The organism is Evansella cellulosilytica DSM 2522 (assembly GCF_000177235.2).
GTDB classification, from domain to species: Bacteria; Bacillota; Bacilli; order Bacillales; family Salisediminibacteriaceae; genus Evansella; species Evansella cellulosilytica.
On record NC_014829.1, the window covers coordinates 1,477,453 to 1,503,669 of the forward strand.

General features: G+C 38.3%; 22 protein-coding genes. 21 read left to right on the forward strand and 1 reads right to left on the reverse strand.

The window, feature by feature from the left end:
• Positions 1–194: 194 nt before the first annotated feature.
• The 21 genes from BCELL_RS06620 to BCELL_RS06720 all read left to right on the forward strand — a co-directional run bounded on the left by BCELL_RS06620 (position 195) and on the right by BCELL_RS06720 (position 23,700).
• Positions 195–977, forward strand: a complete 783-nt coding sequence (locus BCELL_RS06620; RefSeq protein ID WP_013487910.1) for an ABC transporter ATP-binding protein — start codon at positions 195–197, stop codon at positions 975–977.
• Between the two features lie 5 nt (positions 978–982).
• Positions 983–1,789, forward strand: coding sequence for an ABC transporter permease (locus BCELL_RS06625; RefSeq protein ID WP_013487911.1), 807 nt, complete (start codon positions 983–985; stop codon positions 1,787–1,789).
• Positions 1,790–2,677 carry an ABC transporter permease gene (locus BCELL_RS06630; RefSeq protein WP_013487912.1) on the forward strand — a complete coding sequence of 296 codons (888 nt, stop codon included), beginning with the start codon at positions 1,790–1,792 and terminating at the stop codon, positions 2,675–2,677.
• 102 nt (positions 2,678–2,779) lie between these two features.
• On the forward strand, positions 2,780–3,808 hold the full coding sequence (locus BCELL_RS06635) for an ABC transporter substrate-binding protein (protein ID WP_013487913.1): 1,029 nt from the start codon (positions 2,780–2,782) through the stop codon (positions 3,806–3,808).
• Between the two features lie 358 nt (positions 3,809–4,166).
• Positions 4,167–5,057: a nitrilase-related carbon-nitrogen hydrolase gene (locus BCELL_RS06640; protein WP_013487914.1), complete on the forward strand. Its 891-nt coding sequence runs from the start codon at positions 4,167–4,169 to the stop codon at positions 5,055–5,057.
• Between the two features lie 217 nt (positions 5,058–5,274).
• Complete coding sequence (locus tag BCELL_RS06645) at positions 5,275–6,606, forward strand: NAD(P)-dependent oxidoreductase (RefSeq protein WP_041808696.1); 1,332 nt, start codon at positions 5,275–5,277, stop codon at positions 6,604–6,606.
• 54 nt (positions 6,607–6,660) lie between these two features.
• Positions 6,661–7,929: an NAD-dependent dihydropyrimidine dehydrogenase subunit PreA gene (gene preA / locus BCELL_RS06650; protein ID WP_013487916.1), complete on the forward strand. Its 1,269-nt coding sequence runs from the start codon at positions 6,661–6,663 to the stop codon at positions 7,927–7,929.
• A 25-nt stretch (positions 7,930–7,954) separates the two neighbouring features.
• Positions 7,955–9,373, forward strand: coding sequence for a dihydropyrimidinase (hydA, locus tag BCELL_RS06655; protein ID WP_013487917.1), 1,419 nt, complete (start codon positions 7,955–7,957; stop codon positions 9,371–9,373).
• Positions 9,374–9,434: 61 nt separating this feature from the next.
• The gene (locus BCELL_RS06660) at positions 9,435–9,659 is read left to right on the forward strand and encodes a hypothetical protein (RefSeq protein WP_013487918.1); all 225 of its coding nucleotides are present in this window, start codon (positions 9,435–9,437) and stop codon (positions 9,657–9,659) included.
• A gap of 212 nt (positions 9,660–9,871) precedes the next feature.
• The gene (locus tag BCELL_RS06665) at positions 9,872–11,488 is read left to right on the forward strand and encodes a PucR family transcriptional regulator (protein ID WP_013487919.1); all 1,617 of its coding nucleotides are present in this window, start codon (positions 9,872–9,874) and stop codon (positions 11,486–11,488) included.
• Positions 11,489–11,701: 213 nt separating this feature from the next.
• Positions 11,702–13,147: a CoA-acylating methylmalonate-semialdehyde dehydrogenase gene (locus BCELL_RS06670; RefSeq protein WP_041808697.1), complete on the forward strand. Its 1,446-nt coding sequence runs from the start codon at positions 11,702–11,704 to the stop codon at positions 13,145–13,147.
• A gap of 19 nt (positions 13,148–13,166) precedes the next feature.
• Positions 13,167–14,519 carry an aspartate aminotransferase family protein gene (locus BCELL_RS06675; protein WP_013487921.1) on the forward strand — a complete coding sequence of 451 codons (1,353 nt, stop codon included), beginning with the start codon at positions 13,167–13,169 and terminating at the stop codon, positions 14,517–14,519.
• A gap of 501 nt (positions 14,520–15,020) precedes the next feature.
• Positions 15,021–17,141: a methyl-accepting chemotaxis protein gene (locus BCELL_RS06680; protein WP_013487922.1), complete on the forward strand. Its 2,121-nt coding sequence runs from the start codon at positions 15,021–15,023 to the stop codon at positions 17,139–17,141.
• Positions 17,142–17,501: 360 nt separating this feature from the next.
• Positions 17,502–18,350, forward strand: a complete 849-nt coding sequence (locus BCELL_RS06685; protein WP_013487923.1) for a VOC family protein — start codon at positions 17,502–17,504, stop codon at positions 18,348–18,350.
• 164 nt (positions 18,351–18,514) lie between these two features.
• Positions 18,515–20,209, forward strand: coding sequence for a SulP family inorganic anion transporter (locus BCELL_RS06690; RefSeq protein WP_013487924.1), 1,695 nt, complete (start codon positions 18,515–18,517; stop codon positions 20,207–20,209).
• Positions 20,196–20,750, forward strand: a complete 555-nt coding sequence (locus BCELL_RS06695; RefSeq protein ID WP_013487925.1) for a carbonic anhydrase — start codon at positions 20,196–20,198, stop codon at positions 20,748–20,750. The genes BCELL_RS06690 and BCELL_RS06695 overlap by 14 nt, the downstream gene beginning before the upstream one ends.
• 158 nt (positions 20,751–20,908) lie before the next feature.
• Positions 20,909–21,388 (forward strand): DsrE/DsrF/DrsH-like family protein, encoded by a 480-nt coding sequence (locus BCELL_RS06700; RefSeq protein ID WP_013487926.1) that lies wholly within the window; start codon positions 20,909–20,911, stop codon positions 21,386–21,388.
• A 22-nt stretch (positions 21,389–21,410) separates the two neighbouring features.
• Entirely contained in the window at positions 21,411–21,695 is a 285-nt protein-coding gene (locus BCELL_RS06705) for a rhodanese-like domain-containing protein (protein WP_013487927.1), read from the forward strand.
• A 27-nt stretch (positions 21,696–21,722) separates the two neighbouring features.
• A complete protein-coding gene (locus tag BCELL_RS06710; protein ID WP_013487928.1) occupies positions 21,723–22,274 on the forward strand; it encodes a sulfurtransferase TusA family protein in 552 nt (183 codons plus the stop codon).
• A gap of 38 nt (positions 22,275–22,312) precedes the next feature.
• Positions 22,313–23,440: an MBL fold metallo-hydrolase gene (locus tag BCELL_RS06715; protein WP_013487929.1), complete on the forward strand. Its 1,128-nt coding sequence runs from the start codon at positions 22,313–22,315 to the stop codon at positions 23,438–23,440.
• A gap of 32 nt (positions 23,441–23,472) precedes the next feature.
• Complete coding sequence (locus BCELL_RS06720; RefSeq protein WP_013487930.1) at positions 23,473–23,700, forward strand: sulfurtransferase TusA family protein; 228 nt, start codon at positions 23,473–23,475, stop codon at positions 23,698–23,700.
• Positions 23,701–24,261: 561 nt separating this feature from the next.
• On the opposite strand, the gene BCELL_RS06725 is transcribed toward BCELL_RS06720, so the two are convergent.
• Complete coding sequence (locus BCELL_RS06725; RefSeq protein WP_013487931.1) at positions 24,262–25,908, reverse strand: CoA-disulfide reductase; 1,647 nt, start codon at positions 25,906–25,908, stop codon at positions 24,262–24,264.
• Between the last annotated feature and the right edge of the window lie 309 nt (positions 25,909–26,217).

The following is a 26,217-nucleotide window of genomic DNA, read 5'->3' on the forward strand; positions in this document are numbered from 1 at the left end:
TTTACATTTTACACTTTGTCTAATGTATTACCTAAAAGATAGATATATACTGTTATGAAAGTTAACAAAATGGGTTTTGAATCCAAAAATAATTAAAAGATTGTGTTAGATTATTTTACAAAAATGGTAGTGTAGCAATTATTTTGGTGAATAAGAACCGTCCCCATTAACCCTAAGCGAAAGGAGAGGTTTGGATGGCTGTAGCAAAAGTGTTTACTCCTGAGATAGAGCTTGAGGAAGTAAGCATGCGATTTCAGACGGATAAGACGGAAGTGTTAGCTCTGGATAATGTGAGTGTTGCCATTCAGAAGGGCGAATTTGTTTCGTTATTAGGCCCTTCAGGCTGTGGGAAAACAACGTTATTAAGAATTATGGCTGATTTGATTCAGCCGACATGGGGTGAAATAAAAGTAGCTGGTAAAACTGCGAAGGAGGCGAGACTAGCCCAGAAGTATGGCATTGTTTTTCAAAGTCCTGTTTTATATGACTGGAGAAAAGTAAAGGACAACATTACGCTGCCTTTAGAAATGATGGGGACGAAAAAGTCCGAAAGAGAAAGTCGAGTCGATCATTTGCTAGAGTTAGTAGGTCTGAAAAAGTTTAAGGATAAGTATCCATGGCAGTTAAGTGGTGGGATGCAGCAACGTGTTGCGATTGCAAGAGCGTTAGCAATGGAGCCAGAAATACTGCTAATGGATGAACCATTTTCTGCTTTAGATGAATTTAGTAGAGAGAGATTAAATGAAGAGCTACTGTCCATTTGGAGTAAAGTAAACAACACAGTTGTATTCGTTACCCATAGTATTACTGAGGCAATATTTTTATCAGATCGTATATTTGTTCTTTCCCCTCACCCAGGTAGATTGTCATCGGTTGTTGAAGTACCATTACCGCGACCACGGACGGCAGATATGAGGCAAAGTCCAGATTTTTATGAGCTCATATCACGTATTCGAAATCTATTTGAAGGGGTGTAGCTGTTATGAAAAACAGAGGACCTCTTCAGCGATGGGCCCAAAAGATCACTTGGATTTTTGGAATTCTGATTATTTGGGAAATTTGCTCCTGGTTACTATTAAACGTTTTTCAAGTGCGGCTAGCACAATCGAAGCTACCTTATATACACAAATTAATCGAAACGTTGACTAGTTATTGGGGGACACTCTTTTCGGAGGGTTGGGTCACTTTTGCTAATGCGAGTATTGGTTTTGCGGCAGGAGCTTCTGCAGGTATATTGTTAGCCATTCTCATGAGTTCTTCAAGATGGATCGAGCAACTTACATTTCCTTATGCTGTCGCCTCTCAAATGATTCCGATATTAGGGTTAGCTCCGATCGTCTATGGGATAGTACGGGATGTTCAATTAGCTCGAATATTAATTGCAGGTTATATTACTTTTTTTCCTGTTGCCATGAATGTTTTAAGAGGTCTTCGAAGTGCGGAGCCTACTGCAATGGAGTTGATGCATTCTTACGCAGCGAAGCCGTGGACGGTCTACTGGAAACTAAAATTCCCAGCTGCTTTGCCAGGATTATTTAGTGGCTTGAAGATTGCTGCTCCATTAGCAGTTACAGGTGCTATTTTAGTCGAGCTAATGGGAGCATCCAATGGACTCGGTGTCATTATGTTACGAAACCTTTATTACGGGCCATCACATATTTACATGTTTTGGTTAACCGTCATACTAGGAGCACTACTGGGCATTCTTAGTTACTTTATTATTACTATTATCGAGCGTTTAGTAACCCCTTGGCAACCAGAGTTTCGCTCATTAGGAGGTGACGACTAGATGCAAGGCGGTCCTGCAGAGAAAAATGCGAGTTGGATGGAGCAACCAACGATAAGTAAATCGAACGTAGAGGGGACAGGGGAAAATAGAATAGAAGCCAATAATAAAAATCATAAAAGAATGGTAGAAAAAGCGAGAATGATCGTACTTCCGGTTATTGCTGGAATTCTGTTTATTGTCCTATGGGAACTGCGATTTTTTCATACTATTTTTCAGCTAGAAACGTATCAATTACCTCTCCCATCAGCGATATTAGAAGCCTTATTGGCCAATATGTCGACTTTAATCTCCTATACCGGTTATACGCTAACAGAAGCTGTTGTTGGTATGCTTTTAGGCTCCTCACTAGGTTTTATTGTTGCGTTAGTCGCTACCGCATGGCCGAAATGGGGGAAGGGGAGTTTAACGGTTGTTGCCTCACTCAATGCTGTTCCTATTGTCGCGCTAGCTCCAATCATGAACCTTTGGTTTGGTAGTGGGATTGGTTCAAGAATTGCGATTGTAACCATCATGACAATGGCTGCGATGGCAATCAATGCCTACAAAGGAATGAATAATGTCCATCCGTTCGCGTTAGATTTAATGCATTCCTACGCTGCGACGAAATTTGAAATTTTTAAGTTTTTAAGAATTTTTAATAGTTTACCTTACGTGTTTACTGCGTTAAAAATAAATGCCACAGCAAGTATGATTGGAGCGATCGTTGGGGAGTTCTTCTTCTCCTCCAGAGGCTTGGGTTACCTCTTGTCTAATTCCATCAAAATAGGACGAATGCCTTTAGGTTGGGCGTGCATTATTATGGCTGCAATAGCAGGTATCTTGTTTTATTTCATAGTAGAACGACTAGAGAAAGTGTTTTTGAAATGGCATGCTTCTGAGAGAACGTAGCTTACTATCATTATTGTTGTGTTCCAATTGTGCGACACATAGCACAAATCGAATAATATAGCGGAACTAGAAAAAAGGATGATATTAAGGGAGGGTTAATGAATGAAAACGAAAACTAACTATGGAAGTAAGTTCGGCATTTTAATTGTGTTGTTGTTAAGTGTGTTGCTTGCCGCTTGTGGGGAAGAGGAAACGAGCTCTGAGGAGTTAACACCAGTGAGTATTCAGTTGAAATGGGTTCCTCAAGCACAGTTTGCAGGTTATTTTGTAGCGTTAGAAAATGGCTATTATGAAGAAGAAGGGTTAGATGTAACAATTGTACCTGGCGGACCGGACATCGTTCCTGAGCAGCAGGTAGCGAACGGATCAGTAGATATTGGTGTAAATTGGGTAGCTAGTCTTCTTGCTCACCGCGATGAAGGATTCCCATTAGTTCAGATTTCACAAATCTATCAAAATAGTGGTCTTGTACTCGTGTCGTATAAAGAGGATGGGATAGCATCGCCAGCTGACTTTGCCGGGCGCACGGTTGGAAACTGGATGGGGGGAAATGAATTCGAAGTGTTAGCTTTATTTGATAAATATGGGCTTGACCCATACTCCGATCTAGAATTTAGTTCTCAAGGGTTTACGATGGACCAATTTTTCACAGGAGATATTGAAGTGGCTTCAGCGATGACATATAACGAATTTCAGGTTGTATTGGCAGAAGGGGTATCTGAAGATGAGTTAGTTGTATTTGATATGAACGAAGAAGGGGTTGCCATGCTTCAAGATAATTTATTTGTTAATAGTGAATGGATTGAGGAAAACAAAGAGGTTGCAGCGAAATTTGTTCGTGCTTCCATTAAAGGGTGGCAATCTGCCATTGAGGATCAAGAAGCAGCCGTTGACGCTGTAATGAATGCTGTAGAGGAAGGTAGCTCCGATCGTGAGCACCAAGTGAAAATGATGGAGGAGGTAGCGAAGCTTGTTGCTCCAGATGGATTTGATCCTGCGAATATTGGAATGATTGATGATGCGATGTTTAAACAAACGGCAGATATCGCGCTCGAATTCGGGGTCATTACGGAAGCGGCAGATTTAGATGCATCGTATACGCATGAAATTATGGAAATGGTAACGGAATAGATACACGGGAGGGGTTGTCCTATTAGGTTTCTATCCCTTATAGGACAACCAAATAATGTAAGACAATAGATTTCATTCTCATTCAAGGATGTTTGTGAACTATCATGACACGGTAGACAATAATCGACAGTTTCATACTGGAAGATTACCTAACTGTATCAAGATTGTTTTTGTTAGATCGTGGTACTATTTATACAAATTTAAAGGGAATCTCACATTTTTTTTACACAATGGTTGAAAAGTGGTGAAGATCATCTAACGATCTGTGTAATGAAAAGCCGCTTAACTGAATTTAGAATGATAGGAATAGCTTACTAGAAAAAAGCAGAAAACTATTCATTTAATAGGAGGGGTGTACATGTCAGACAAGATAGTAATCGGATTAATTCAAGCAAAGAATGATGTGCATGGAGATCAACCAGTGGAGGTCCATAAGGAAAAGGCAATTGAAAAGCATATAAAGCTTGTAAAGGAAGCAAAACAGAAGGGTGCCCAGATTGTCTGTTTACAGGAAATTTTCTATGGACCATATTTCTGCACAGAGCAATCAACGAAGTGGTATGAAGCTGCTGAAGAAATACCAAACGGCCCAACAACGAAACTTTTTCAAGAGCTTGCTAAAGAGCTTAGTATTGTCATCATACTGCCAATCTATGAAAGAGAAGGTATTGCCACGTATTATAATACTGCTGCTGTCATCGATGCGGATGGTTCTTATTTAGGGAAATACCGCAAAACACATATCCCTCACGTGGGGGTGGAAGCTGAGGGCTGCGGCTTTTGGGAAAAATATTATTTCAAGCCTGGCAATCTAGGCTATCAAGTATTTGACACAGCATTTGCTAAAGTAGGCGTCTATATTTGCTATGACCGTCATTTTCCAGAAGGCGCAAGATTACTTGGTTTAAAAGGAGCAGAAATTGTCTTCAATCCTTCTGCAACAGTAGCTGGATTATCGGAATATTTATGGAAGCTTGAGCAACCAGCACATGCGGTGGCTAACGGATATTACTTAGGCGCAATAAACCGTGTTGGAGTCGAAGCGCCTTGGAACATGGGTGAATTTTATGGCCAGTCTTATTTAGTAGATCCAAGAGGTAGTTTTGTATCGACAGGCTCAAGAGATAGTGATGAGGTAATTATTGGAGAAATGGATAAAAAAATGATACGAGAAGTTCGTGATACATGGCAATTTTACCGTGACAGACGTCCGGAAACATATGAAGAAATGACAGCACTTCTACCTTAAGAGAATGTGTAAGTTGGTTGGAATAGAGAAAGAATAGAAGACTGAGAGATTATTCAGTTACCTATTCTTTTTCTATAGGCTGCATCTATCGTAGCATAATATCTTTTAACCGGAATTGATGATTTTTTTTAAAGTGATTAGATTTTAAAAATTGCGATTGAACTATCTCGCTGAAAGGAGGGTTTTGACATTGACAAGTAAGCTAAAATCCATTGATATGTTGAGGAAAAACTTTGAAGAAATATCGCCAGGCTTGAAAAATCAAGAAGCTTTGGAAGAATCGAATCGTTGCTTGTATTGCTATGATGCCCCCTGTATTCAAGCTTGTCCCACAGGCATTGATATTCCTACCTTTATTAAAAAGATTGCCTCCGGTAATTTGAAAGGATCAGCAAAAACAATCATGTCTGCAAATCCGGTCGGAGCTAGTTGCGCTAGAGTTTGCCCAACAGAGGAGCTTTGTGAAGGAGCGTGTGTTCTCAATGCTTCAACGAAACCAATTGTGATTGGTGACCTTCAACGATATGCCACTGACTGGGCGATTCATAATGAACAAGTGCTGTTTAAAGCTGGTAAGAAGAATGGTAAAACGGTGGCGATTGTAGGTGGAGGACCCGCTGGATTATCGGCTGCTCGGGAATTAGCACTTCTAGGATATAAAGTAACAATATTTGAAGCTGAAAAAGAGGCCGGTGGCTTAAATACGTATGGAATTGTTTCTTTTCGGCTACCTCAAGCAATATCATTTTGGGAAGTAGAGCAAGTGAAGAGCCTTGATGTGGAGATCCGGACGAATATACGTGTTGGAGAAGATGTATCTGTTAGAAAATTAATAAAAGACTATGATTCTATTGTGTTAGCAATAGGCATGGCCAATGTACCAAAGCTTGGGATTAAGGGAGAGGACCTAGATAACGTATATGACGCGATTGAGTTTGTAAAGAAAACAAAGGAAGACATCCCAACAAGTTTTATCGGCAAAAAGGTCGCAGTTATTGGCGCAGGAAATACAGCGATAGATGCTGCAACGTCCTCAGTTCGTTTAGGTGCTGAGAATGTAAAAGTAGTATACCGTCGGACTGTAGATGAAATGTCTGCCTATGATTTTGAATACGAATTTGCAAAGCAAGAAGGGGTGGAGTTTAGGTGGTTAACGACACCAAAAGAAATGATTAGTGATGAAAACGGAAAAGTAAAAGGCATCATATGCAGCAAAAATGAACTTCAGGAGCAAGCGGATGGCTCTGTTCGCCCTGTGCCAATAGATGGTACTGAATTTACGATGGATGCTGATGTTGTCATTCGAGCCATTGGGCAATCCCGATATGTTGATTTAATAGAAGCGTTTCAGTTGGAACATACGAACGGTGTTGTTCAAGTAAGAAAAGGAACGTTTCAAACCTCAAATGACAAAGTTTTTGCTTGCGGAGATGTAGTTTTTGGGAATGGTCAAGGCGACGCGATGGTTGTTACTGCTGCGGAGCAAGGAAAACAGGCGGCGTATCAATTACATGAAAAGCTAATGAAAAAGGTGACGGAAACAGCTTAATTTAACTATCTAGAAGGAAGTTTTATGGAAAAACTACGAAAAGGAGGTCTGAAAATGGCAGATTTACAAATTAACCTTGCAGGAATTAAATCCCCCAACCCATTTTGGTTGGCATCAGCGCCTCCAACGAACTCTGGCTATCAAGTCCAACGTGCATTTGAAGCCGGCTGGGGTGGGGCTGTTTGGAAAACGCTAGGTGACCCCATTATTAATACGACATCAAGATTTGCGGCCGTTAACTTTAACGGGCAACGTGTTGCTGGTTTTAATAATATTGAATTAATTACCGATCGCCCGTTAGAAGTAAATTTAAAAGAAATCTATGAAACGAAGAAAAGATTTCCTGATCATGCCATCGTCGCATCATTAATGGTCGAACCGCAACAAGAGAAGTGGCATGAAATAGTAAAAAGAGTAGAAGATGTTGGGGTGGACGGTCTTGAATTAAACTTTGGTTGCCCACATGGAATGGCGGAACGAGGAATGGGATCCGCTTCTGGTCAAGTACCCGAGCTAGTAGAAAAGCAAACATACTGGGTAAAGGAAGTAGCGACAACTCCTGTCATCGTTAAGTTAACCCCTAATATAACAGATATTACAGTGACAGCCGAAGCAGCCGTTCGAGGTGGGGCTGATGCTGTAAGTATGATTAATACGATTAATAGTTTAGCAGGTGTCGATATTGATACATGGAATACCATACCAAATGTTGCAGGGAAAGGGGCACATGGAGGCTATTGTGGGCCAGCTGTTAAGCCTATCGCTCTAAATATGGTCGCAGAATGCGCTCGAAATCCTTTAGTGAATGTACCGATTTCAGGAATTGGTGGCATATCAAATTGGAAGGACACTGTGGAGTACTTATTAATGGGAGCAACTGGTGTACAAGTTTGCACCGCAGCCATGCACCATGGCTTTCGAATAGTAGAAGATATGATAGAAGGTCTATCCAATTATCTTGATGAAAAAGGTATTTCTGCTGTCATGGATCTCGTCGGAAAATCAGTTCCAAAATATTCTGAATGGGGAAATCTTGATTTAAATTATAAAGTTGTCGCCCAGATTAACAATGATGTGTGCATCAATTGTAATAAATGCCACATTGCCTGTGAAGATGCCTCTCACCAATGTATTGATATGCTAAAGGACGCTAACGGTACCGCGTATTTAAAAGTACGAGAAGAGGATTGTGTTGGCTGCAACTTATGTTCAATTGTTTGCCCTGAGGAAGGTGCCATTAGCATGGTCGAGGCGAGTAGAGAACATCCTCCGATAAGCTGGAATGAACGTCAGGAAATTGTAGGAGCGATTCTATCGAAGTAACTGAGATAAACAAGGAGGGGATAAAATGAAGAAGGTAATAAAGAACGGATTCATTGTTACCGCAGCAGATACTTATGAAGGGGAAATACTTATTGAAAACGAAAAAATAGTTGCCATTGGGTCTCATCTTGATGCAGATGGGGCAGAGGTTATCGATGCAAAAGGGTGCTATGTTTTTCCAGGAGGAATAGATCCCCATACACATCTCGAAATGCCATTTGGAGGTACCGTTTCAAAAGATGATTTTGAAACGGGAACGATTGCAGCTGCTTTTGGAGGGACAACGACAGTTATCGATTTTTGTTTAACAAATAAAGGGGAACCGTTGAAAAACTCGATTGATACTTGGCATAAAAAGTCCAAAGATAAATCAGTTATTGATTATAGTTTTCACCTCATGATCTCAGAGATTAACGATGAAGTGCTTGGGGAGCTTCCACAGGTTATCGACGAGGAAGGGATCACCTCCTTTAAAGTGTTTATGGCATATAAGCATGTTTTCCAAGCAGACGATGAAACACTGTTTCGAACTTTAATTTCAGCAAAGGATTTAGGGGCACTCGTCATGGTGCATGCGGAAAATGGTGATGTGATTGACTATTTGACGAAAAAAGCATTAGAGGAAGGGAATACGGAACCAATCTATCACGCGTTAACTCGACCTCCTGAAGTAGAAGGGGAAGCAACTGGACGTGCGGCACATCTGACAGGGCTTGCCAATTCTCAGCTATACGTCGTTCACGTGTCCTGTGCGCAGGCGGTCGAACAAATTGCCGAGGCGAGAAACAAAGGCTTTAACGTCTGGGGGGAAACTTGTCCTCAATATTTAGTTTTAGATAAAACGTATTTAGAAAAGCCGGATTTTGAAGGTGCGAAATATGTTTGGTCTCCACCACTTCGAGACAAGGAACATCAAGAGGTGCTTTGGAATGCGTTGAAGAGTGGTCAGCTACAGACATTAGGTTCTGACCAGTGTTCCTTTGATTTCAAAGGGCAAAAGGATTTAGGAATGGGTGACTTTACGAAAATACCGAATGGTGGCCCGATCATTGAGGATAGGCTACCTATTCTTTTCTCTGAAGGTGTGAAAAAAGGGAGGATTACGTTAAACCAATTCGTGGAAATTACTTCTACAAGAATTGCTAAGCTGTTTGGATTATTCCCGCAAAAGGGCACGATTGCCGTAGGATCAGATGCGGATATTGTTATATATGATCCAAATGTTGAAAGGGTCATTTCTGCTGATACACATCACATGGCGGTTGATTATAACGCGTTTGAAGGAATGAAGATTACTGGAGAGCCAGTATCTGTTTTATCTCGAGGCGAATTTGTGATTCGCGATAAGCAATTTGTAGGTAAGTTAGGTAGTGGGAAATATCTTAAACGCGCAAAATATGGAATGAGAAAGGGAGAAGAGAAGGAAGAAATAGTATCGATGTAAAAAGAATGCCTTGTGTCATACGCATCGGCTATGCCTACTTTAATGTAAGGAGGGAGAGGAGATGTCTGATTACCAAGAATATCTTTCAGAGTGGGAAAAAATTGATTACTTAGTGGAGCAAGGATATCGCATTGTTCGTGTAAAGGAGAGCCTGAGTGGCGATATAGTTGATTTTGAACTTTCAGAAAAAAATGGGGTGGAAATACTCCATATTAAGACAGCGGAAGGCAGGAAATACTATGCTAATTTGTTGATGCAAGAGAAAACGAACCTTTCCAAGGTGTAGTTGACCATTTGCTCAGACGATGGTAATAGGAGGAGACTATATTTTAAAATTGTAAGCTAGGGCATAATATGTCCTAGTTTTTTCTTGGAAAGCCTCTTACAGGTTTCTTCCGAACAAACTATTATGTAAGAAAACATCACCGAGATCAGGTTTTAAATAAACGAGCGTATTATAATCTGCATATAGCTCCTAAATAAAAAGAAGGTGATGTGATGAAATCATTGATTTCCTTAGAGGAAATTTTGAAGAGGAAGTATTTTGACAAATCTGAAGTAGTTGTAGGAAAGGAGATTTTATATCGTCGACAAGTGAAGTGGGTCCATGTTGTAGAGGTTACTAACCTAACAAATCTTTTAAAAGGAAGAGAACTCATTCTTACAACCGGATTAGGCTGGAAACAGGACACTGACATCTTTCATTCTTTCGTTACACAGCTCATTGAACACAAAGCTGCTGGACTTTGTATAGAGATGGGAACGTATATGAACTTCATACCTCAATCAATCATTGCATTAGCGGAAAAACATCATTTTCCTATCATTTTATTTCATGAAGAAGTCCCCTTTGTAGAAATCACACAAGACATCCACTCTATTCTTATTAATAAACAATATGAATTGATCTCCAAATTAGAAAACTACTCTCAATTACTAAATAAAAACCTCCTTGAAATAGATAACCACCAAGAAATATTAACATTCTTACAAGAGTATTTGGATATGCAGGTTGTCACTATTTTTAATGACAATCAAGTGGAGTTTTATCCTAATCGTTCAAAACCTGAAAGGGAGGAATTGTTAGATAAAATTAATCAATCTAACAATAAAGATGACGCTTCAATTGCTAAGCTACCAGTTCTTATTTTAGGGAAACGGTTCGCTCAACTTGTTATTGTTACTAACAATAAAGATATAACAGAGTTTGAGCTACTCATTTTAGACAGAACAGCAACTGCGTTAGCTCAGCATTTGCTTCGTGACTTGTATGTAGAAGAGAAAAAAATGGCACAAGAAAGCGAATGGCTTACAAGCTGGCTTGAAGGGAAATATAGTGATGAAGTACTACATGATCATATATCCTTTATTGATCCTAAGCTGGTCATTCAAGGTGGAGTCGTTTGTGTTTGTAAACAAATGACAATTGCTCACTCGCGAGATATTGACGGAACATATTTTAAATTATTATTTCGAACGGTATTAGAGAGGTACGGCTTTTATCTATTTTCTACGGAAATACGGCATCATGTTATTTTTATCATAGGAGACAAACGACCGGCGGATAATTGGAAAGAACGAATGATGGCGGCATTTAATCGGTTAAACAAAGATAGCTCTGGTAGAATACGAATGTCCAATGTATCAATCGGGGTAGGGAAATATGTGCATGCATTATGTGATATGCATAAAAGCTATGAAACGGCGAAAGAAACATTACTATTGCAAGAGTCATTAACTAAGGAGAACAGCAGCTATTTTTATGATGATCTCCATATGTACAGAATAATAGCTTTAACAAAAAAGCATAGTAACTTAACAGAAATCGTGAATGATTATTTAGAGCCTGTCATTGCTTATGATAGAAAATACAATGGAGATTTATTAAAGACGTTAAAGACATATTTATCATGTAACGGTTCTAAACAGGAAACGGCGAAAAAGCTTTTTATTGTTAGACAAACGTTATACCATCGTATTGATAAGTTGGAAAATTTATTAGGGAATGATTTCATGAGTTCCGAACGACGTGTAGCGATTGAATTTATGCTAGTCGCTTATGATTACTTAACGACAAGTAAAAATAATAAGCTTCTCCAGTATAATAGAGTTTAATGAATACATTAAGAAGAGAGGTTGACTCAAAAGGTAGATGTTTTACCTTTGAGTCAACCTCTTTCTATGAAAACTGATTGGAATACTTTATCAAAATGTCCTGTCATTCTTATTTTTTGTTTTACATACTGTCTAATGATTCATGATGAGTCCTAATGGATAATGAATATATCACGAGATAGAGGAGGAGTGGATTTGAAGACAATTGATAAGATGGAGGTTCTTCATAATTTCATTGGTGGAGAATGGGTTCGTTCATCAAGTACAGAACACTTGGACGTAATTAATCCTGCAACGAATGATGTTTTAAGTAAGGTGCCAATATCCTCTAAGGAAGATGTCGATAAAGCAGCGAAAAGCGCTAGAGTGGCTTTTCAAATATGGAAGAAGGTTCCGGTTCCAAAACGAGCAAGAATTCTGTATAAATACCATCATTTATTAACAGAAAACCACGATGAGTTAGCAAATCTAATTGTTTTAGAGAATGGAAAAGCGTATAAAGAAGCGTATGGAGAGGTACAGCGCGGTATTGAATGTGTTGAATTCGCAGCAGGAGCACCTACTTTAATGATGGGAGAGACATTGTCTGGCATTGCGGAAGAAATTGATTCAGAAATGTTTCGTTATCCTTTAGGTGTTGTCGGAGGAATAACGCCTTATAACTTTCCAATGATGGTTCCTCTTTGGATGTTTCCTCTTGCAATTGCATGTGGCAATACATTTATTTTAAAACCTTCGGAAAGAACGCCTCTATTAGCAACGAAACTAGTTGAAATGTTTACGGAATCAGGTGCTCCCCCTGGTGTTCTAAATGTAGTTCATGGTGCTCACGAAGTGGTGAACGGTCTTCTAGACCATGAAGACATCAATGCCATTTCGTTTGTAGGCTCTCAGCCAGTTGCTAAGTATGTGTACGAAAGAGCAGCAAGCCAAGGGAAACGTGTGCAAGCACTAGCAGGGGCGAAAAACCATCATGTCGTCATGCCAGATGCTAATAAAAGTAAAGCGATTCAACATATTATTAGTTCAACTTTTGGTAGTGCTGGACAACGGTGTATGGCGTGTAGTGCAGTGGTTGTAGTCGGAGATGCGGATGACTTTGTAAGCGAGCTTAAGACAAAAGCAGATGAGTTAACTATGGGCAGTGGGCTAGATGATGACGTGCTTCTAACGCCAGTCATTCGAAAGTCTCATCTTGATAAAGTAGTCGGGTATGTAGAAAAGGGAATACAGGAAGGTGCAACACTCATTCGGGATGGACGTATGGAAATGGATGAAATTACAGAGGGTTGCTTTTTAGGTGCCACAATCTTTGACCATGTAACGCCAGAGATGACAATCGCAAAAGAGGAGATTTTTGCTCCAGTATTAAGTATATTACGTGCAGATGATTTGGATGCTGGGTTAGATTTCATTCGGAAATCTCGATTTGGAAATGGTGCAACGATTTATACGAAGGATGCTCGTGCCGTTAGAAAATTTCGAGAAGAAGCAGATGCAGGTATGCTAGGTATTAATGTCGGTGTACCAGCAACGATGGCTTTTTTTCCTTTTTCAGGCTGGAAGGATTCCTTTTATGGCGATCTCCATGTGAATGGAAAGGACGGGGTTAACTTTTTTACGCGAAAAAAAATGATCACATCACGATTCGATTTTTAATTGGGAAGGGGGAGCACTTTTGAAAACAGTGGATGGACGCTTGAAAGCATGGAAAGACGATGAAAAGTATGTCTGGCATTCGATGAAGCCTTATAACCCTGAAGCTACCATGATTGCGAAAGAAGCCAAGGGCGCATGGGTAACTGATATAGATGGGAAAAAATATTTAGATGCAATGTCTGGGCTATGGTGTGTAAACGTTGGCTATGGTCGAACAGAATTAGCCGACGCTGCTTATAGCCAATTGAAGGAACTTGCTTATTTCCCGTTAAGTCAAAGCCATCTCCCTGCCATTCAGCTATCAGAAAAATTAAATGACATATTAGAAGATGAGTATGTTATTTTTTATTCTAATAGCGGTTCGGAAGCAAATGAGGTCGCTTTAAAAATAGCTAGGCAATACCATCAGCAAAACGGGGATGATAACCGTTATAAAGTCATTTCAAGATATCGCGCATACCACGGAAATACGATGGGGGCTTTAGCGGCTACAGGACAAGCACAACGAAAGTTTAAGTACGAACCGTTAGCACCTGGATTTCTTCATGTTCCCCCACCAGACCTATATCGTATGCCAGAAGAAGAGTGCCGTCCAAGAGAGTTGAGATCTGTTCAAGCGGTGGAACAAGTCATGACGTGGGAGCTTAGTGAGACGATCGCTGCTGTTATTATGGAGCCTATCATTACCGGTGGTGGTGTTCTTATTCCACCAGATGGTTATATGAAGGGTGTCAAAGAGGTTTGTGAGTCACATGGAGCTTTATTAATTGTAGATGAAGTGATTTGTGGATTTGGTAGAACGGGAGAGCCACTTGGTCATATGAATTATGGAGTGAAGCCGGACATTATTACAATGGCTAAAGGACTAACAAGTGCTTATTTGCCTCTGTCTGCAACTGCAGTTAAAAGAGAAATCTATGAGTCTTTTAAAGGCTCGGAGGAGTATGATTTTTTTCGTCATGTGAATACGTTTGGCGGTAGCCCAGCTGCATGTGCATTAGCATTAAAAAATCTAGAAATATTAGAGGAAGAAAAATTATATCAACGGTCAAAAAAGATGGGAGCCATCATCTTGTCTGAGTTAGAATCTCGTTTGGAGAATCACCAATATGTTGGTGATATACGCGGGAAGGGGCTGCTAATTGGTATAGAGTTAGTGAAAAGTAAAGAAACAAAGGAGCCTTTAGAAATAGGATTAGTCAATAAGGTCATTGGAGACTGTAAAGATAAAGGGTTGATTATTGGTAAAAATGGTGTGACAGTCGCTGGCTTTAACAACGTATTAACATTAGCACCACCATTAAATATCGAAGAGGAGGATAGCACATTTATTATTGATATATTAGTAGAATGTTTAGATAGAATAGGGTAGTTCGAGAGTGCTATTAAGAGTCGATATAGATACCTGTTGGGGGAGCTTCAGCGTATGTTTTTCCCGCAGGCGTCTCGTACCCTTTCGTTTCGATCAACACTACTTTGTACAAAACGACGTAATTATGCTACTGAAAACTTAATTCGATATTTTGAGTAGTACTCCTATTTTAGAGATTAGAATAAAACTTGGCATTGGAATTTTTTCACCATGTGTACTAGTGAGAAGAGCACTCACTAGCACCTTAAGAGATACTGGAAATTCCACCGCTTTAAAAACGTAATAACAGCTTCGTGAAGCTATTATTACGTTTTCTTATGCTTCGAAACCCTTGGCCGAAAAGAGCCGAGATTTATGAAATTCATTCATAGTAGTTCTTTTTTATAAACATTATTTAATGCAACCCACTAGTGATTTTTTTCACAGTTCTTTCTGTTTCTATATTGATATAATAAACCTCTGGAAATTGAATCTTAGACAAAACAGGGGGAACAAAGTATTATGAAAGCTTTATCTATTTTTAAGGTTGGAATTATGTTTATGAATCGGCTTAGTTATATTAAGAAATTTAGTTTTATATTAGGCCTATTTTTAATTCCCTTTTTAGTAGTTTTATTCATGCTCATTTCAACTACTAATGAGAGAATAGCTGTTGCGGAAATTGAGAGAGAAGGAATCGAGTACATAAGCGAGTTAAGAAGTATTGTACAAGTAATACAACAACACCGCGGTCTATCAGTAACTTATCTACAAGGTGGTACAAATGTTAGAGGAGATATAGAAGATAGACAACAACAAGTATCATTGTTGGTAGAAGAAATTGATGCCGTTAATGACCGCTTAGGTGAGCGATTACAAGTAGAATACCGTTGGGACGATATAAAAAATGGATGGGAAAATATAGAGGAAAATGTTTTTTCCTATAATGCAAATGAGACAATTGAAATTCATGGTGCACTTATTAAAGACATTGTAGACTTTCAAATGTATATTGCCTCTACATCCAATTTAATACTAGATCCAGATGAAACGAACTACTTTTTAGTTGCTGTTCTTCTGCAAGATTTTCCTAATATGGTTGAATATATGGGGATGTCTCGAGCTACAGGAACAGCAGTAGTAAATAACAAAACGATGACAACTAATGAAAATATCGAACTACTTTTTCATTTGCGATCGATGGAAAACTATCTAGATGCTGGAACAAGAAGCATAAATTTTGCTTTTGATGCTAGTCCTGAAATTGAAAATGATATCGGCGATGCTTTTCTGAAAGCGAACGAAGCATCGGAGGCAACGATTGAGCTCATTCACAATAATATATTAAATACGCCTAGTATTACTTTAGACAGTAATATGTTTTTCAATACGATAACGGAGTCCATTGATCATGTATATTTACTAATGGAGGAAGGTACAGCATTATTAGACAATCGTTTGGCTGTGGAAATACATGAACTGAGATTACAAAATGGAACAGTGATTGCCATTGCCATTTTTACAACGCTATTAATTATTTACTTCTTTCTATCTTTTTATTTCGGAGTAAGAGGAACAATCACCCATATTAAAGAAAAAATGGAGCAGTTTACGAATGGGGATCTTACCGTTAGGACAGAGTTATCAGCAAAGGATGAGACGAAAGAAATTGGGATAGCATTTAATAAAATGTCAGAGGATTTCATGGAAATGATACAAACTAATAGTCATTTTTCAGAGCAAATCGCAGCTTCCTCTGAGGAGCTTACAGCTAGTATTGATCAAACAACAATAGCAGTAAAACATGTTACAGAGATTATGGATGAAGTAGCGAACGGGGCTGAATTGCAGGTTACAAGTTCAAATGAAAGTGCTATCGCTTCAGAAAAAATGGCTGAGGGAATACTAAAAATTGCAGAAAATGCTAGTACGGTTTCCATGTTATCAAACAATACGACTGATAAAGCCAAAGCAGGTAGCAATACCGTGAATGAATCAAGAGAACAATTTCAGTCTATTAAAGACTTTGTACTTCAGGTGTCAAAAGTAATTAATGACCTTAGTGAGCATTCAAAGGAAATTAGTAATATTACAGGTCTGATTAACGGTGTTGCAGAACAAACTAACTTATTAGCTCTTAACGCAGCTATTGAAGCAGCGAGAGCAGGCGAACATGGTAAGGGATTTGTAGTAGTAGCTGGAGAAGTTCGTAAATTAGCTGAGGAAACAAAAACGTCTACAGGAAAAATTTCAACGATCATCTCTGAAATTCAAGAGTTAGTCTTCCACGCTGTAACTTCTATGGAGAAAGGCACTTTACAAGTGGAAGCAGGAACTGAAATTATGGAAAAACTAGGTGATGACTTTAATGAGATTGTTTCTGCAATTTCGGAAGTGAGTGGCCAAATACATGAAGTATCAGCAGTTTCACAGCAGTTATCTGCTAATTCACAACAAGTTGCTGCAGCGATGAACGACCTATCAAGTATAGCTAACAAAAATTCATCAGCTTCACAGGATGTTGCAGCGTCGACCGAAGAGCAGCTTGCAACAATGGAAGAAATAAACTCCTCATCCTCTGAACTAAGTAATGTAGCTTTAAAACTTAGCGAACAGATCAGTAGATTTAAAGTGACTAAATAGGTTAAGGGAGACAAATACAGAAAGAAACTAAGAATAGTTACAGAAAACCTAAAAAATACCTTCCCTAGTGAACTGCTAGGCTGATGAAAAAGTACATAACTTTTTCAGTGCTTTTATTTGTATTGAAGTTGCAAAGGGGGACGGATCTCGTTTGCGAAGTAACGTCTGCTTCCTATTCACAAGAAACATTATTGGGTTTTTTTTTTAAGATAAAGACTCAAACTCCCCTCAATGCCAATGAATTACGAGAAACTTCATAAAAACTTTCCAAACAGAACATTTTTCACGAGAATGTTTGTGAAGTATAATATTACAAACGTTTGAATTAAAGCTTTTTATCTGGTAAAAGGGGGACTAGGCATGAAATTTCACAAGGCACCAGTATCTTTTGTTGGACAAGTTAACATAAAGGTACAAGATTTAGAACGATCATTACAATTTTACAAGGAAGTAGTTGGTTTTAAAGTAATAGAGCAAACGGATGAAAGTGCTAATTTAAGTGCAGATGGAGAAACGGTTTTATTATCGATAGAACAACCAAAGGATGTTGTGAGAAAGCAAGCAAGAACGACGGGGCTATATCATTTTGCCATTTTATTACCTGAGCGCTCTGATTTAGCAAACTTCGTTCAGCATTATAGTAAATTTGGATTACAATTAGCGTCATCTGATCATCTAGTAAGTGAAGCGCTTTACTTTTCAGATCCTGACGGTAATGGAATAGAAATTTATGTAGATCGCGATCATAGAGAATGGCGTTGGCATAGTGATCTAGTGGAAATGACTGTCGATCCATTAGATTTTAATGATCTTTTATCAAATAGTAGTGATGAAGGATGGAATGGGCTTCCATCCGAAACGGTTATGGGTCACATCCATTTACACGTTTCAGAGCTAGAGAAAACAGAAGTATTTTATTCTAAAGGACTAGGACTAGAAGTCGTATGTCGCTTTGGTTCTCAAGCACTTTTTATGTCAGACGGCAAATACCATCACCATATCGGCCTGAACATCTGGAATGGGGTTGGTGCTCCCACACCTTCACCTAACAGTGTCGGATTGGAGTCCTTTACACTCATGTTGCCAAACGAGGAAAAACGAAACGAAGTAGTGACGCAACTAAACAAAATTGGGGCTACAGTAACAGAGAGAAAGAATTGTTACATTACTACCGATCCATCCGGGAATAAGATTTGTTTAAAAATTTAAATGTGCACGGGTAATTTTTCACATCTTTATAGAATGTGAAAAATACCCGTGTTTTTTGTTTGACAATATTCCAATGTATCTGTATTATACCGGTAGGGGTATATGGGGTCAGTCGTAGTGTGTTCGTGTTAAACTAAATCCTCCCCAGAGAAAGGATAGTAAAGATGTCAAAAAAAATGATCCCTGCTTTAGAGTGGATAACTAATTATAAACGAGCAGATTTGACTGGCGATTTGTCGGCAGGCTTTATCGTAGCGATTATGCTTATTCCACAGGGAATGGCTTATGCAATGTTGGCGGGGCTACCTCCTGTGATTGGGTTATATGCATCAACGATTCCGCTATTAATATATGCGTTGTTAGGAACTTCAAGACAACTTGCGGTTGGTCCTGTTGCAATGGTATCTCTATTAGTACTAGCAGGAGTTTCGACCATTACTGAACCTGGAACAGACGAATATATTTCTTTTGTTTTGCTCCTAATGCTGATGATAGGTGTTATTCAGCTTCTTATGGGGCTGTTTCGACTAGGCTTCTTAGTAAACTTTTTATCTCATGCAGTAATAAGTGGTTTTACATCAGCTGCAGCCATCATCATCGGGCTAAGTCAATTAAAGCACATACTTGGTATTAAACTTGTTGCGGATAAAAATGTGTTTAATATTATATTTGAGTCTGTGTCAAGATTATCAGAAGTTAATCCACTACCTGTTACTATAGGAGCATTGAGTATTTTGTTGTTAATTATAATAAAAAAGTTTGTCCCTAAAATTCCTGGACCACTTGTTGTCGTCCTGTTGAGTATTATGACAACCTCCTTTTTTCAACTTCAGGGGTTAGGTGTATCAATTGTCGGTGACGTACCAAAGGGATTACCGTCATTATCGTTACCTGTATTGACAGTGGATGCAGTAATTGCACTTATACCTATAGCTATAGCAATTTCTTTAATAGGTTTTATGGAGTCGATTGCGATGGCAAAGGCAATAGCAACAAAAGAAAAATATAAAGTCATACCAAATAAAGAGTTAGTAGGATTGGGACTTGCAAACATAGGTGGATCATTTTTTGCTGGTTACCCAGTAACAGGGGGATTTTCACGGTCTGCAGTTAATTATCAATCAGGTGCTAAAACGCCTCTCGCAACAATGATTACAGCTATTTTAATTATGCTTACATTATTATTTTTCACGGAAGTATTTTATTATTTGCCTCATGCTGTGTTGGCAGCTATCATCATGGTTGCAGTGTATAGCTTAATTGATATTAAGGAAGCGAAACATCTATTTAAAATAAAAAAGGCAGATGGGTGGACTTGGATCACTACCTTTATTGCTACGCTTACGATAGGAATTGAGCAAGGAATTATAGTTGGTGTAGTCTTTTCATTGGTAGTTTTTATTTGGAGAAGTGCTTATCCTCACGTTGCCGAGTTAGGATTTTTAAAAGAAGAGAAAGTGTTTCGTAATATAAAAAGATATCCGAATGCCGAAGTAGATCCAGAGGTGTTGATAATTCGAGTTGATGCTTCTCTTTATTTTGCAAACATGTCTTTTTTAGAAGAAAAACTAAGTGAACGTGTCGCTACAAAAGAGCAAACTAAATGGATTATATTAGATTTTTCAGGTGTAAATGCTATCGATGCAGTAGCAATACATTCGTTAGAGGAAATCATGACAGATTATAATAAATCGGATATTCAATTTCTATTCGCTAATGTAAAAGGACCTGTTATGGACTTGCTAAGGAAAGCTGGATGGGGTGACAGGTATCATGAGAAAATAGCACATTTGTCAAACCAACACGCAATGAGTGCAATAAATAATGAAAAGGAGCGTCTAGCTTGTGCAAGATACTGAATTAAGGAATAAAAATAAAGACTTTATTCGAAAAATGAAAGAGAATGACCCAACATTTTTTGATGAGTTAAAAAAGGGACAAAATCCGGATTATTTTATATTGTCATGTAGTGACTCTAGGGTTAGTCCTTCGATTATTACACAAATGCCATTAGGGCGTATGTTTGTTCACCGTAATATAGCAAACCAAGTTGTTAATGAAGATGAGAGTTTTTCAGCGAGTCTTTATTATGCAATAAAATATTTAAAGGTAACGAAAATTATCATTAACGGCCATACTGACTGCGGTGGAGTTAAAGCAGCTTCACTAATGAATGATGATAACGAACTACAAGATTGGATTATACAGGTGCGCACTTCTTTACCTCATAAAAATAGATTATCCGAGTTTTCCTTGGATGAATTAACGAGATACAATATTATAAAACAAATAGAACGGATAAAGGAGCATCGGATATATAAACTATACGGTGCGAATATAGACGTGATAGGGTGTTTATTTCATATAGAGTCTGGTGAACTGGAAATTGTTAATCCCTGAGCATCAATAGGGAAACAATCGACTTGACATTATACCCCTATAGGTATAGTATGAGTATTGTAATTTTCAATTGCTAAGTAAGATGATTTAAAGAATATTTTTTTATTTTACAGAATACCTATACCAGTATAAGTAAAAATGATAAAGGGGAGAATTAGATGTCAGAAAAAAAGAAAACGACAATTATTTTATTTAGTGGTGACTATGACAAAGCAATGGCAGCTTTCATCATAGCGAACGGCGCTGCCGCTTATGATCATGAGGTAACGATTTTCTCCACTTTTTGGGGATTAAATGCATTTAGAAAAGACGAAAATGTACATGTTAAAAAGGGTTTTTTAGAAAAAATGTTTGCAAAGATGATGCCGAGAGGTGCTAATAAGCTTGGGCTTTCTAATATGCATTTTGCTGGTATGGGCCCAAAGTTAATTAAAAATGTCATAAAGAAGCATAATGCTATGCCATTACCAGATCTAGTAGATATGGCAAAAGAGCAAGGAGTCAAGCTTGTTGCATGTACGATGACAATGGATTTATTAGGTCTTCAAGAAGAAGAGTTAATTGATGGATTAGAATATGCAGGCGTTGGCGCTTACTTAGCAGATGCAGAAGAAGGAAACGTAAACTTATTTATTTAAAAATATTGGAGGAATAATAATCATGAAAACAATGACACCAGAGGAAGTAGCAATTTTATCTCATCCTAATATTATTGATGTACGTGAAGTAGAGGAAGTGGAAGAAGCAAAAATTCCAGGTAGCATAAATATCCCTCTTGGATTGTTAGAGTTTCGCATACAAGATTTAGATAAGACAAAGGAGTATATAATCGTTTGTCGTTCTGGTGGAAGAAGTGCAAGGGCAACGAAACTACTTGAAATGCAAGGCTTTAAAGTGATAAATATGGTTGGTGGCATGCTCGAATGGAAAGGTGACATAGCATAAATACTATAGATATTGGGGGAATTGATAATGGGAACGATGAAATATGATCAACTAGTTGATGCAAAAGGGCTTGCTTGTCCTATGCCTATTGTACGTACGAAAAAAGCAATGAACGATTTAGAACCAGGTAAAGTAATAGAGGTGCAGGCAACAGACAAAGGCTCAACAACTGACCTAAAAGCATGGGCGCAGAGTACTGGTCATCAATATTTAGGTACAATCGAAGATAACGGTGTTTTAAAGCATTATCTTCGTAAGGAAAACGAGGAGGAAAAAAAGGTAAGAAAACATCCAAATGTTGCAACGAATGAAGAGCTTCAAGTGAAGCTAGATAACAAAGAAGATATACTCGTATTAGATGTTCGTGAAAAGGCTGAGTATACGTTTCACCATATACCAGGCGCTGCATGTATTCCACTCGGGGAACTTGATCGATATATAGGTGACCTTAAACGTGATCAATCAATCTATGTTGTTTGCCGTACAGGGTATCGTAGTGATATTGCTGCACAAAAATTATCAGATGCTGGTTTTAAAAATGTTGTGAATGTTGTACCAGGTATGAGCGAATGGTCATAATTTTTTTGTGGTAAATATACAATAGGGGGTAATTGTGGATGGCTGTAAGAGAAATGCATGCAAGTGAAGTGGCCAGAAATGTAATTGAAAAAAAAGAACTGTTTATTCTAGATGTTCGTAATGAAGCTGACTTTTCTGACTGGAAAATTGAAGGAAAGAAATTTAAGTATTATAACATTCCATATTTTGAACTTTTAGATGGAATTGAGAATATCATGGGAAAAATTCCTGAAAATAGTCAAGTTTTAGTGGTTTGTGCAAAAGAAGGATCATCTATAATGGTTGCCGAAATGCTATCAGAGGCTGGTATTGACGTTGCTTATTTAAAAGGTGGCATGAAAGCCTGGAGTGAATATTTAGAGCCTGTGAAAGTTGGGAAATTAAAAAATGGTGGGGAATTGTATCAATTTGTTCGTCTAGGTAAAGGGTGTCTTTCGTACATGGTTGTTTCTAATGGGGAAGCAGCTGTCATCGATGCCACTCGCATGGCTGATAAATTTGTAAACTTTGCGCAGGAGATAGGTGTGAATATTACAAATGTCTTTGATACACATTTACACGCTGATCACATCTCAGGTGGAAGAAAGATTGCAGAGCTTACAGGAGCAACTTACTGGTTACCTTCGAAGGATGCAGATGAAGTTGTTTTTGAGTATGAAGCACTAGATGGTGATAATGAAGTCTTAATTGGAAATTCCACTATTAAGATTCATGCTTTATATTCTCCAGGGCACACAATAGGATCTACTTCTTTTATCGTTGATGATGCTTATTTGTTAACAGGGGATATTCTATTTATTGATTCTATTGGAAGACCAGATTTAGCTGGGATGGCTGAAGATTGGGTAGGAGATTTACGTGAATCATTGTATACACGTTACAGAGATTTATCAGATGAATTACTAGTTCTACCAGCACATTTTATGATTATTGAAGAGTTAAATACTGACGGTAGTGTTGCTGAAAAATTAGGTGCATTGTTTACGAACAACCATGGCCTTAATATAGAAGACGAAAGTGAATTTAGAAGAGTAGTTACAGAGAACTTACCACCCCAACCAAATGCATATAAAGAAATACGTGAGACAAACATGGGGAAAATCACTCCAGACGAAGAAAAGCAACGTGAAATGGAAATTGGACCGAACCGATGTGCAGTAAAATAACTAAAAAAGATAATTTAATGGAGGTTTTTTAAGTGAATGCTGATAAATTATTAGATGCAAAAGGACTTGCTTGCCCTATGCCAATTGTACGCACTAAGAAAATGATGGAGCAATTAGATACTGGTCAAGTATTAGAAATTCATGCTACTGACAAAGGTGCAAAAAATGACTTAACAGCTTGGGCTAAATCAGGTGGACATGAATTAGTTACAGATCTAGAAGAAGATGGTATCTTGAAATTTTGGATTAAAAAAGGCTAAATGAAATCGGGAGACTATTCTCCTGATTTTTTAAAAGGTAATATAGTAGAAATTAGGCGGTGGAAATGATGCCACGCGTAGTGGCGAGAAGAGGCACTCACTACTACTTTAAAGACATGTGTCATCATTTCTTCACCGCTTCTAAGAAAATACTAAAAACGAGCTTTACAAAGCTAGTTTTTAGTTTTTCTTAAATAGTGAAAGGCGATGAAAATATGTCCTACGAAGTTTTAGAAGGAAGGTCTTATAAATAATGTCAGATGAGAGGAAAGTTGATAAAACTTGTAGTAATGGTATGTGAAGTACTTTAGAAAATACAAGGAAAAGGAAAGGAAAGCAGAAGAAAATGCCTCCTATATGACCTGGTCCTTGGCTTTGGCTCCTGGTAGGAGTCTATTTATTGGTAACGCAGTTAATCTTATAAACAGAAGAGGACCGAAAAGAATAAAAGCAGCTCCGTTCAAATAACGAAGGAGTAACTTAACTTTCAAATCTTATAATTAATGGACGAACGGTATTACAAAAAAGGAAGCAGAGGATTAAACCGCTGCTTCCTTTTTTCTAGATCTTTGCCATAGAATACGTCTTCCACCCACCATCTAGATTAATCGCATCATATCCGTTTTCTAGTAATATACGTGTTGCTAAGTACCCGCGGAGCCCAACTTGGCAGTTTATATACACTGTTTCATTAGACTGCAGTTCTCCTAAACGGTCTCTTAATTCACCTAATGGAATATTTTTAGCTCCTTTAATGTAACCCGCTTCCAATTCAGAAGGTTCTCGGACATCAATGAGTACAGCTCCATACTCAACAATGTCATCAATCTCATGCCATTGAACCGTTTTGATACCATCCTCAATGATGTTTGCTGCAACATAGCCTACCATATTGACAGGGTCTTTTGCAGAGGAGAATGGCGGTGCATAGGATAGCTCAAGTTCCGTTAAGTCAAAAACATCTAAATTGCCTTTGATAGCAGTCGCAATCACATCGATTCGTTTCTCAACCCCTGTACGTCCAACTGCTTGTGCACCATAAATTTTTCCGTTTTCTCTCGAAAAGAGTAGTTTTAAATGAATAGAACTTGCACCAGGATAATATCCCGCATGAGATCCTGGGTGAATATGAACGGCTTCATAGTCGACTCCTTGTTTCTTTAAGATTCTCTCATTATTACCGGTAGTTGCTACTGTAAGATCGAATACTTTTACAACTGCCGTCCCAAGAGTTCCTGCATATTTTTTCCCTCTGCCATATATATTGTCAGCAACAATTCTAGCTTGTCGGTTTGCGGGTCCTGCTAATGGAATCATCGCAGGCTGTTGCGTGATATAATCAACAACTTCAATGGCATCTCCAACAGCATAAATACTAGCATCTTCTGTTTGTAAAAACTCATTTACTACAATACCGCCACGTGCTCCTAATCGTAAACCAGCATCATTTGCTAGTGTGTTTTCTGGTGTTACACCAATTGACAAAATGATCATATCTGTTGTAAGTTCTTTACCACTATTTAAGATGACCTTGCTACCATTTTCTTTGAAAGCTTTTACGCCGTCTTCAAGTATTAAATGTACCCCATGGGATTTTAATTCATTTTGAACAATCGCAGCCATTTCATAGTCTAGTGGTGCTAACACTTGACTCGCCATTTCTACTAAAGTGACATCAATACCGAGCTCTCGCAAGTTTTCTACCATTTCTAAACCAATAAAGCCTCCCCCAATAACGATTGCCGATTTGGGCTTCTCTTCAGTAACGAATGATTTAATCCGATCGGTGTCTGGTACATTTCTCAATGTGAACAAATGATTCGCATTCTCGATGCCTTCAATTTTGGGAACGATAGGCTTTGCTCCTGGAGATAGAAGCAATACATCATACGATTCTTCGTACGTTTCATTCGTCCTAACATTTTTAACATGAACTGTTTTTGCCTCTCTATTAATTTCTGTTACTTCCGTTAAGTTTCGAATATCTAAGTTGTACTTTTTGCTCATTCCTTCAACTGTTTGGACTAAAAGTTTTTCGCGCTTATTAATGGTGCCTCCAATGTAATAAGGGAGACCACAGTTAGCAAAAGAAACATATTCTCCGCGCTCAAACATTACAATCTCTGCTTTTTCATCTAATCTTCTTAAACGGGCAGCAGCAGTTGCACCACCAGCAACGCCTCCGACAATGATAATCTTTTTAGACATATTATTATCTCCTTACGATAAAGTTATAGTTCGATTACATATACCTGTATGGGTATAATGTTATTATAAAGTATATAGGATACGGTTAGTTGAAGCAAATTTGAAGCTTTTGTGACGAAAGGAGGAAAGAAACATTGAAGCATTGTTACGAGATAATACAATAATGATAGAAATTGAAAAGTAGATTGTTTAAAAGCATGAAAGAAGGAGTACCTCCCAAAATGTCATATTTAGTATTCAATAGATTATAATTAAGACATTTTGTTCAAAGTAGGTTGATTGAAATGCAAGGGTACGAGACTCCTGCGG

What these genes read in the sequence shown, in the direction of transcription:
- BCELL_RS06620 (WP_013487910.1), top strand. Translation starts at nt 195, where the DNA reads ATGGCTGTAGCAAAAGTGTTTACTCCTGAGATAGAGCTTGAGGAAGTA.
- BCELL_RS06625 (WP_013487911.1), top strand. Translation starts at nt 983, where the DNA reads ATGAAAAACAGAGGACCTCTTCAGCGATGGGCCCAAAAGATCACTTGG.
- BCELL_RS06630 (WP_013487912.1), top strand. Translation starts at nt 1,790, where the DNA reads ATGCAAGGCGGTCCTGCAGAGAAAAATGCGAGTTGGATGGAGCAACCA.
- BCELL_RS06635 (WP_013487913.1), top strand. Translation starts at nt 2,780, where the DNA reads ATGAAAACGAAAACTAACTATGGAAGTAAGTTCGGCATTTTAATTGTG.
- BCELL_RS06640 (WP_013487914.1), top strand. Translation starts at nt 4,167, where the DNA reads ATGTCAGACAAGATAGTAATCGGATTAATTCAAGCAAAGAATGATGTG.
- BCELL_RS06645 (WP_041808696.1), top strand. Translation starts at nt 5,275, where the DNA reads ATGTTGAGGAAAAACTTTGAAGAAATATCGCCAGGCTTGAAAAATCAA.
- preA (WP_013487916.1), top strand. Translation starts at nt 6,661, where the DNA reads ATGGCAGATTTACAAATTAACCTTGCAGGAATTAAATCCCCCAACCCA.
- hydA (WP_013487917.1), top strand. Translation starts at nt 7,955, where the DNA reads ATGAAGAAGGTAATAAAGAACGGATTCATTGTTACCGCAGCAGATACT.
- BCELL_RS06660 (WP_013487918.1), top strand. Translation starts at nt 9,435, where the DNA reads ATGTCTGATTACCAAGAATATCTTTCAGAGTGGGAAAAAATTGATTAC.
- BCELL_RS06665 (WP_013487919.1), top strand. Translation starts at nt 9,872, where the DNA reads ATGAAATCATTGATTTCCTTAGAGGAAATTTTGAAGAGGAAGTATTTT.
- BCELL_RS06670 (WP_041808697.1), top strand. Translation starts at nt 11,702, where the DNA reads ATGGAGGTTCTTCATAATTTCATTGGTGGAGAATGGGTTCGTTCATCA.
- BCELL_RS06680 (WP_013487922.1), top strand. Translation starts at nt 15,021, where the DNA reads ATGAAAGCTTTATCTATTTTTAAGGTTGGAATTATGTTTATGAATCGG.
- BCELL_RS06685 (WP_013487923.1), top strand. Translation starts at nt 17,502, where the DNA reads ATGAAATTTCACAAGGCACCAGTATCTTTTGTTGGACAAGTTAACATA.
- BCELL_RS06690 (WP_013487924.1), top strand. Translation starts at nt 18,515, where the DNA reads ATGTCAAAAAAAATGATCCCTGCTTTAGAGTGGATAACTAATTATAAA.
- BCELL_RS06700 (WP_013487926.1), top strand. Translation starts at nt 20,909, where the DNA reads ATGTCAGAAAAAAAGAAAACGACAATTATTTTATTTAGTGGTGACTAT.
- BCELL_RS06705 (WP_013487927.1), top strand. Translation starts at nt 21,411, where the DNA reads ATGAAAACAATGACACCAGAGGAAGTAGCAATTTTATCTCATCCTAAT.
- BCELL_RS06710 (WP_013487928.1), top strand. Translation starts at nt 21,723, where the DNA reads ATGGGAACGATGAAATATGATCAACTAGTTGATGCAAAAGGGCTTGCT.
- BCELL_RS06715 (WP_013487929.1), top strand. Translation starts at nt 22,313, where the DNA reads ATGGCTGTAAGAGAAATGCATGCAAGTGAAGTGGCCAGAAATGTAATT.
- BCELL_RS06725 (WP_013487931.1), bottom strand. Translation starts at nt 25,908, where the DNA reads ATGTCTAAAAAGATTATCATTGTCGGAGGCGTTGCTGGTGGTGCAACT.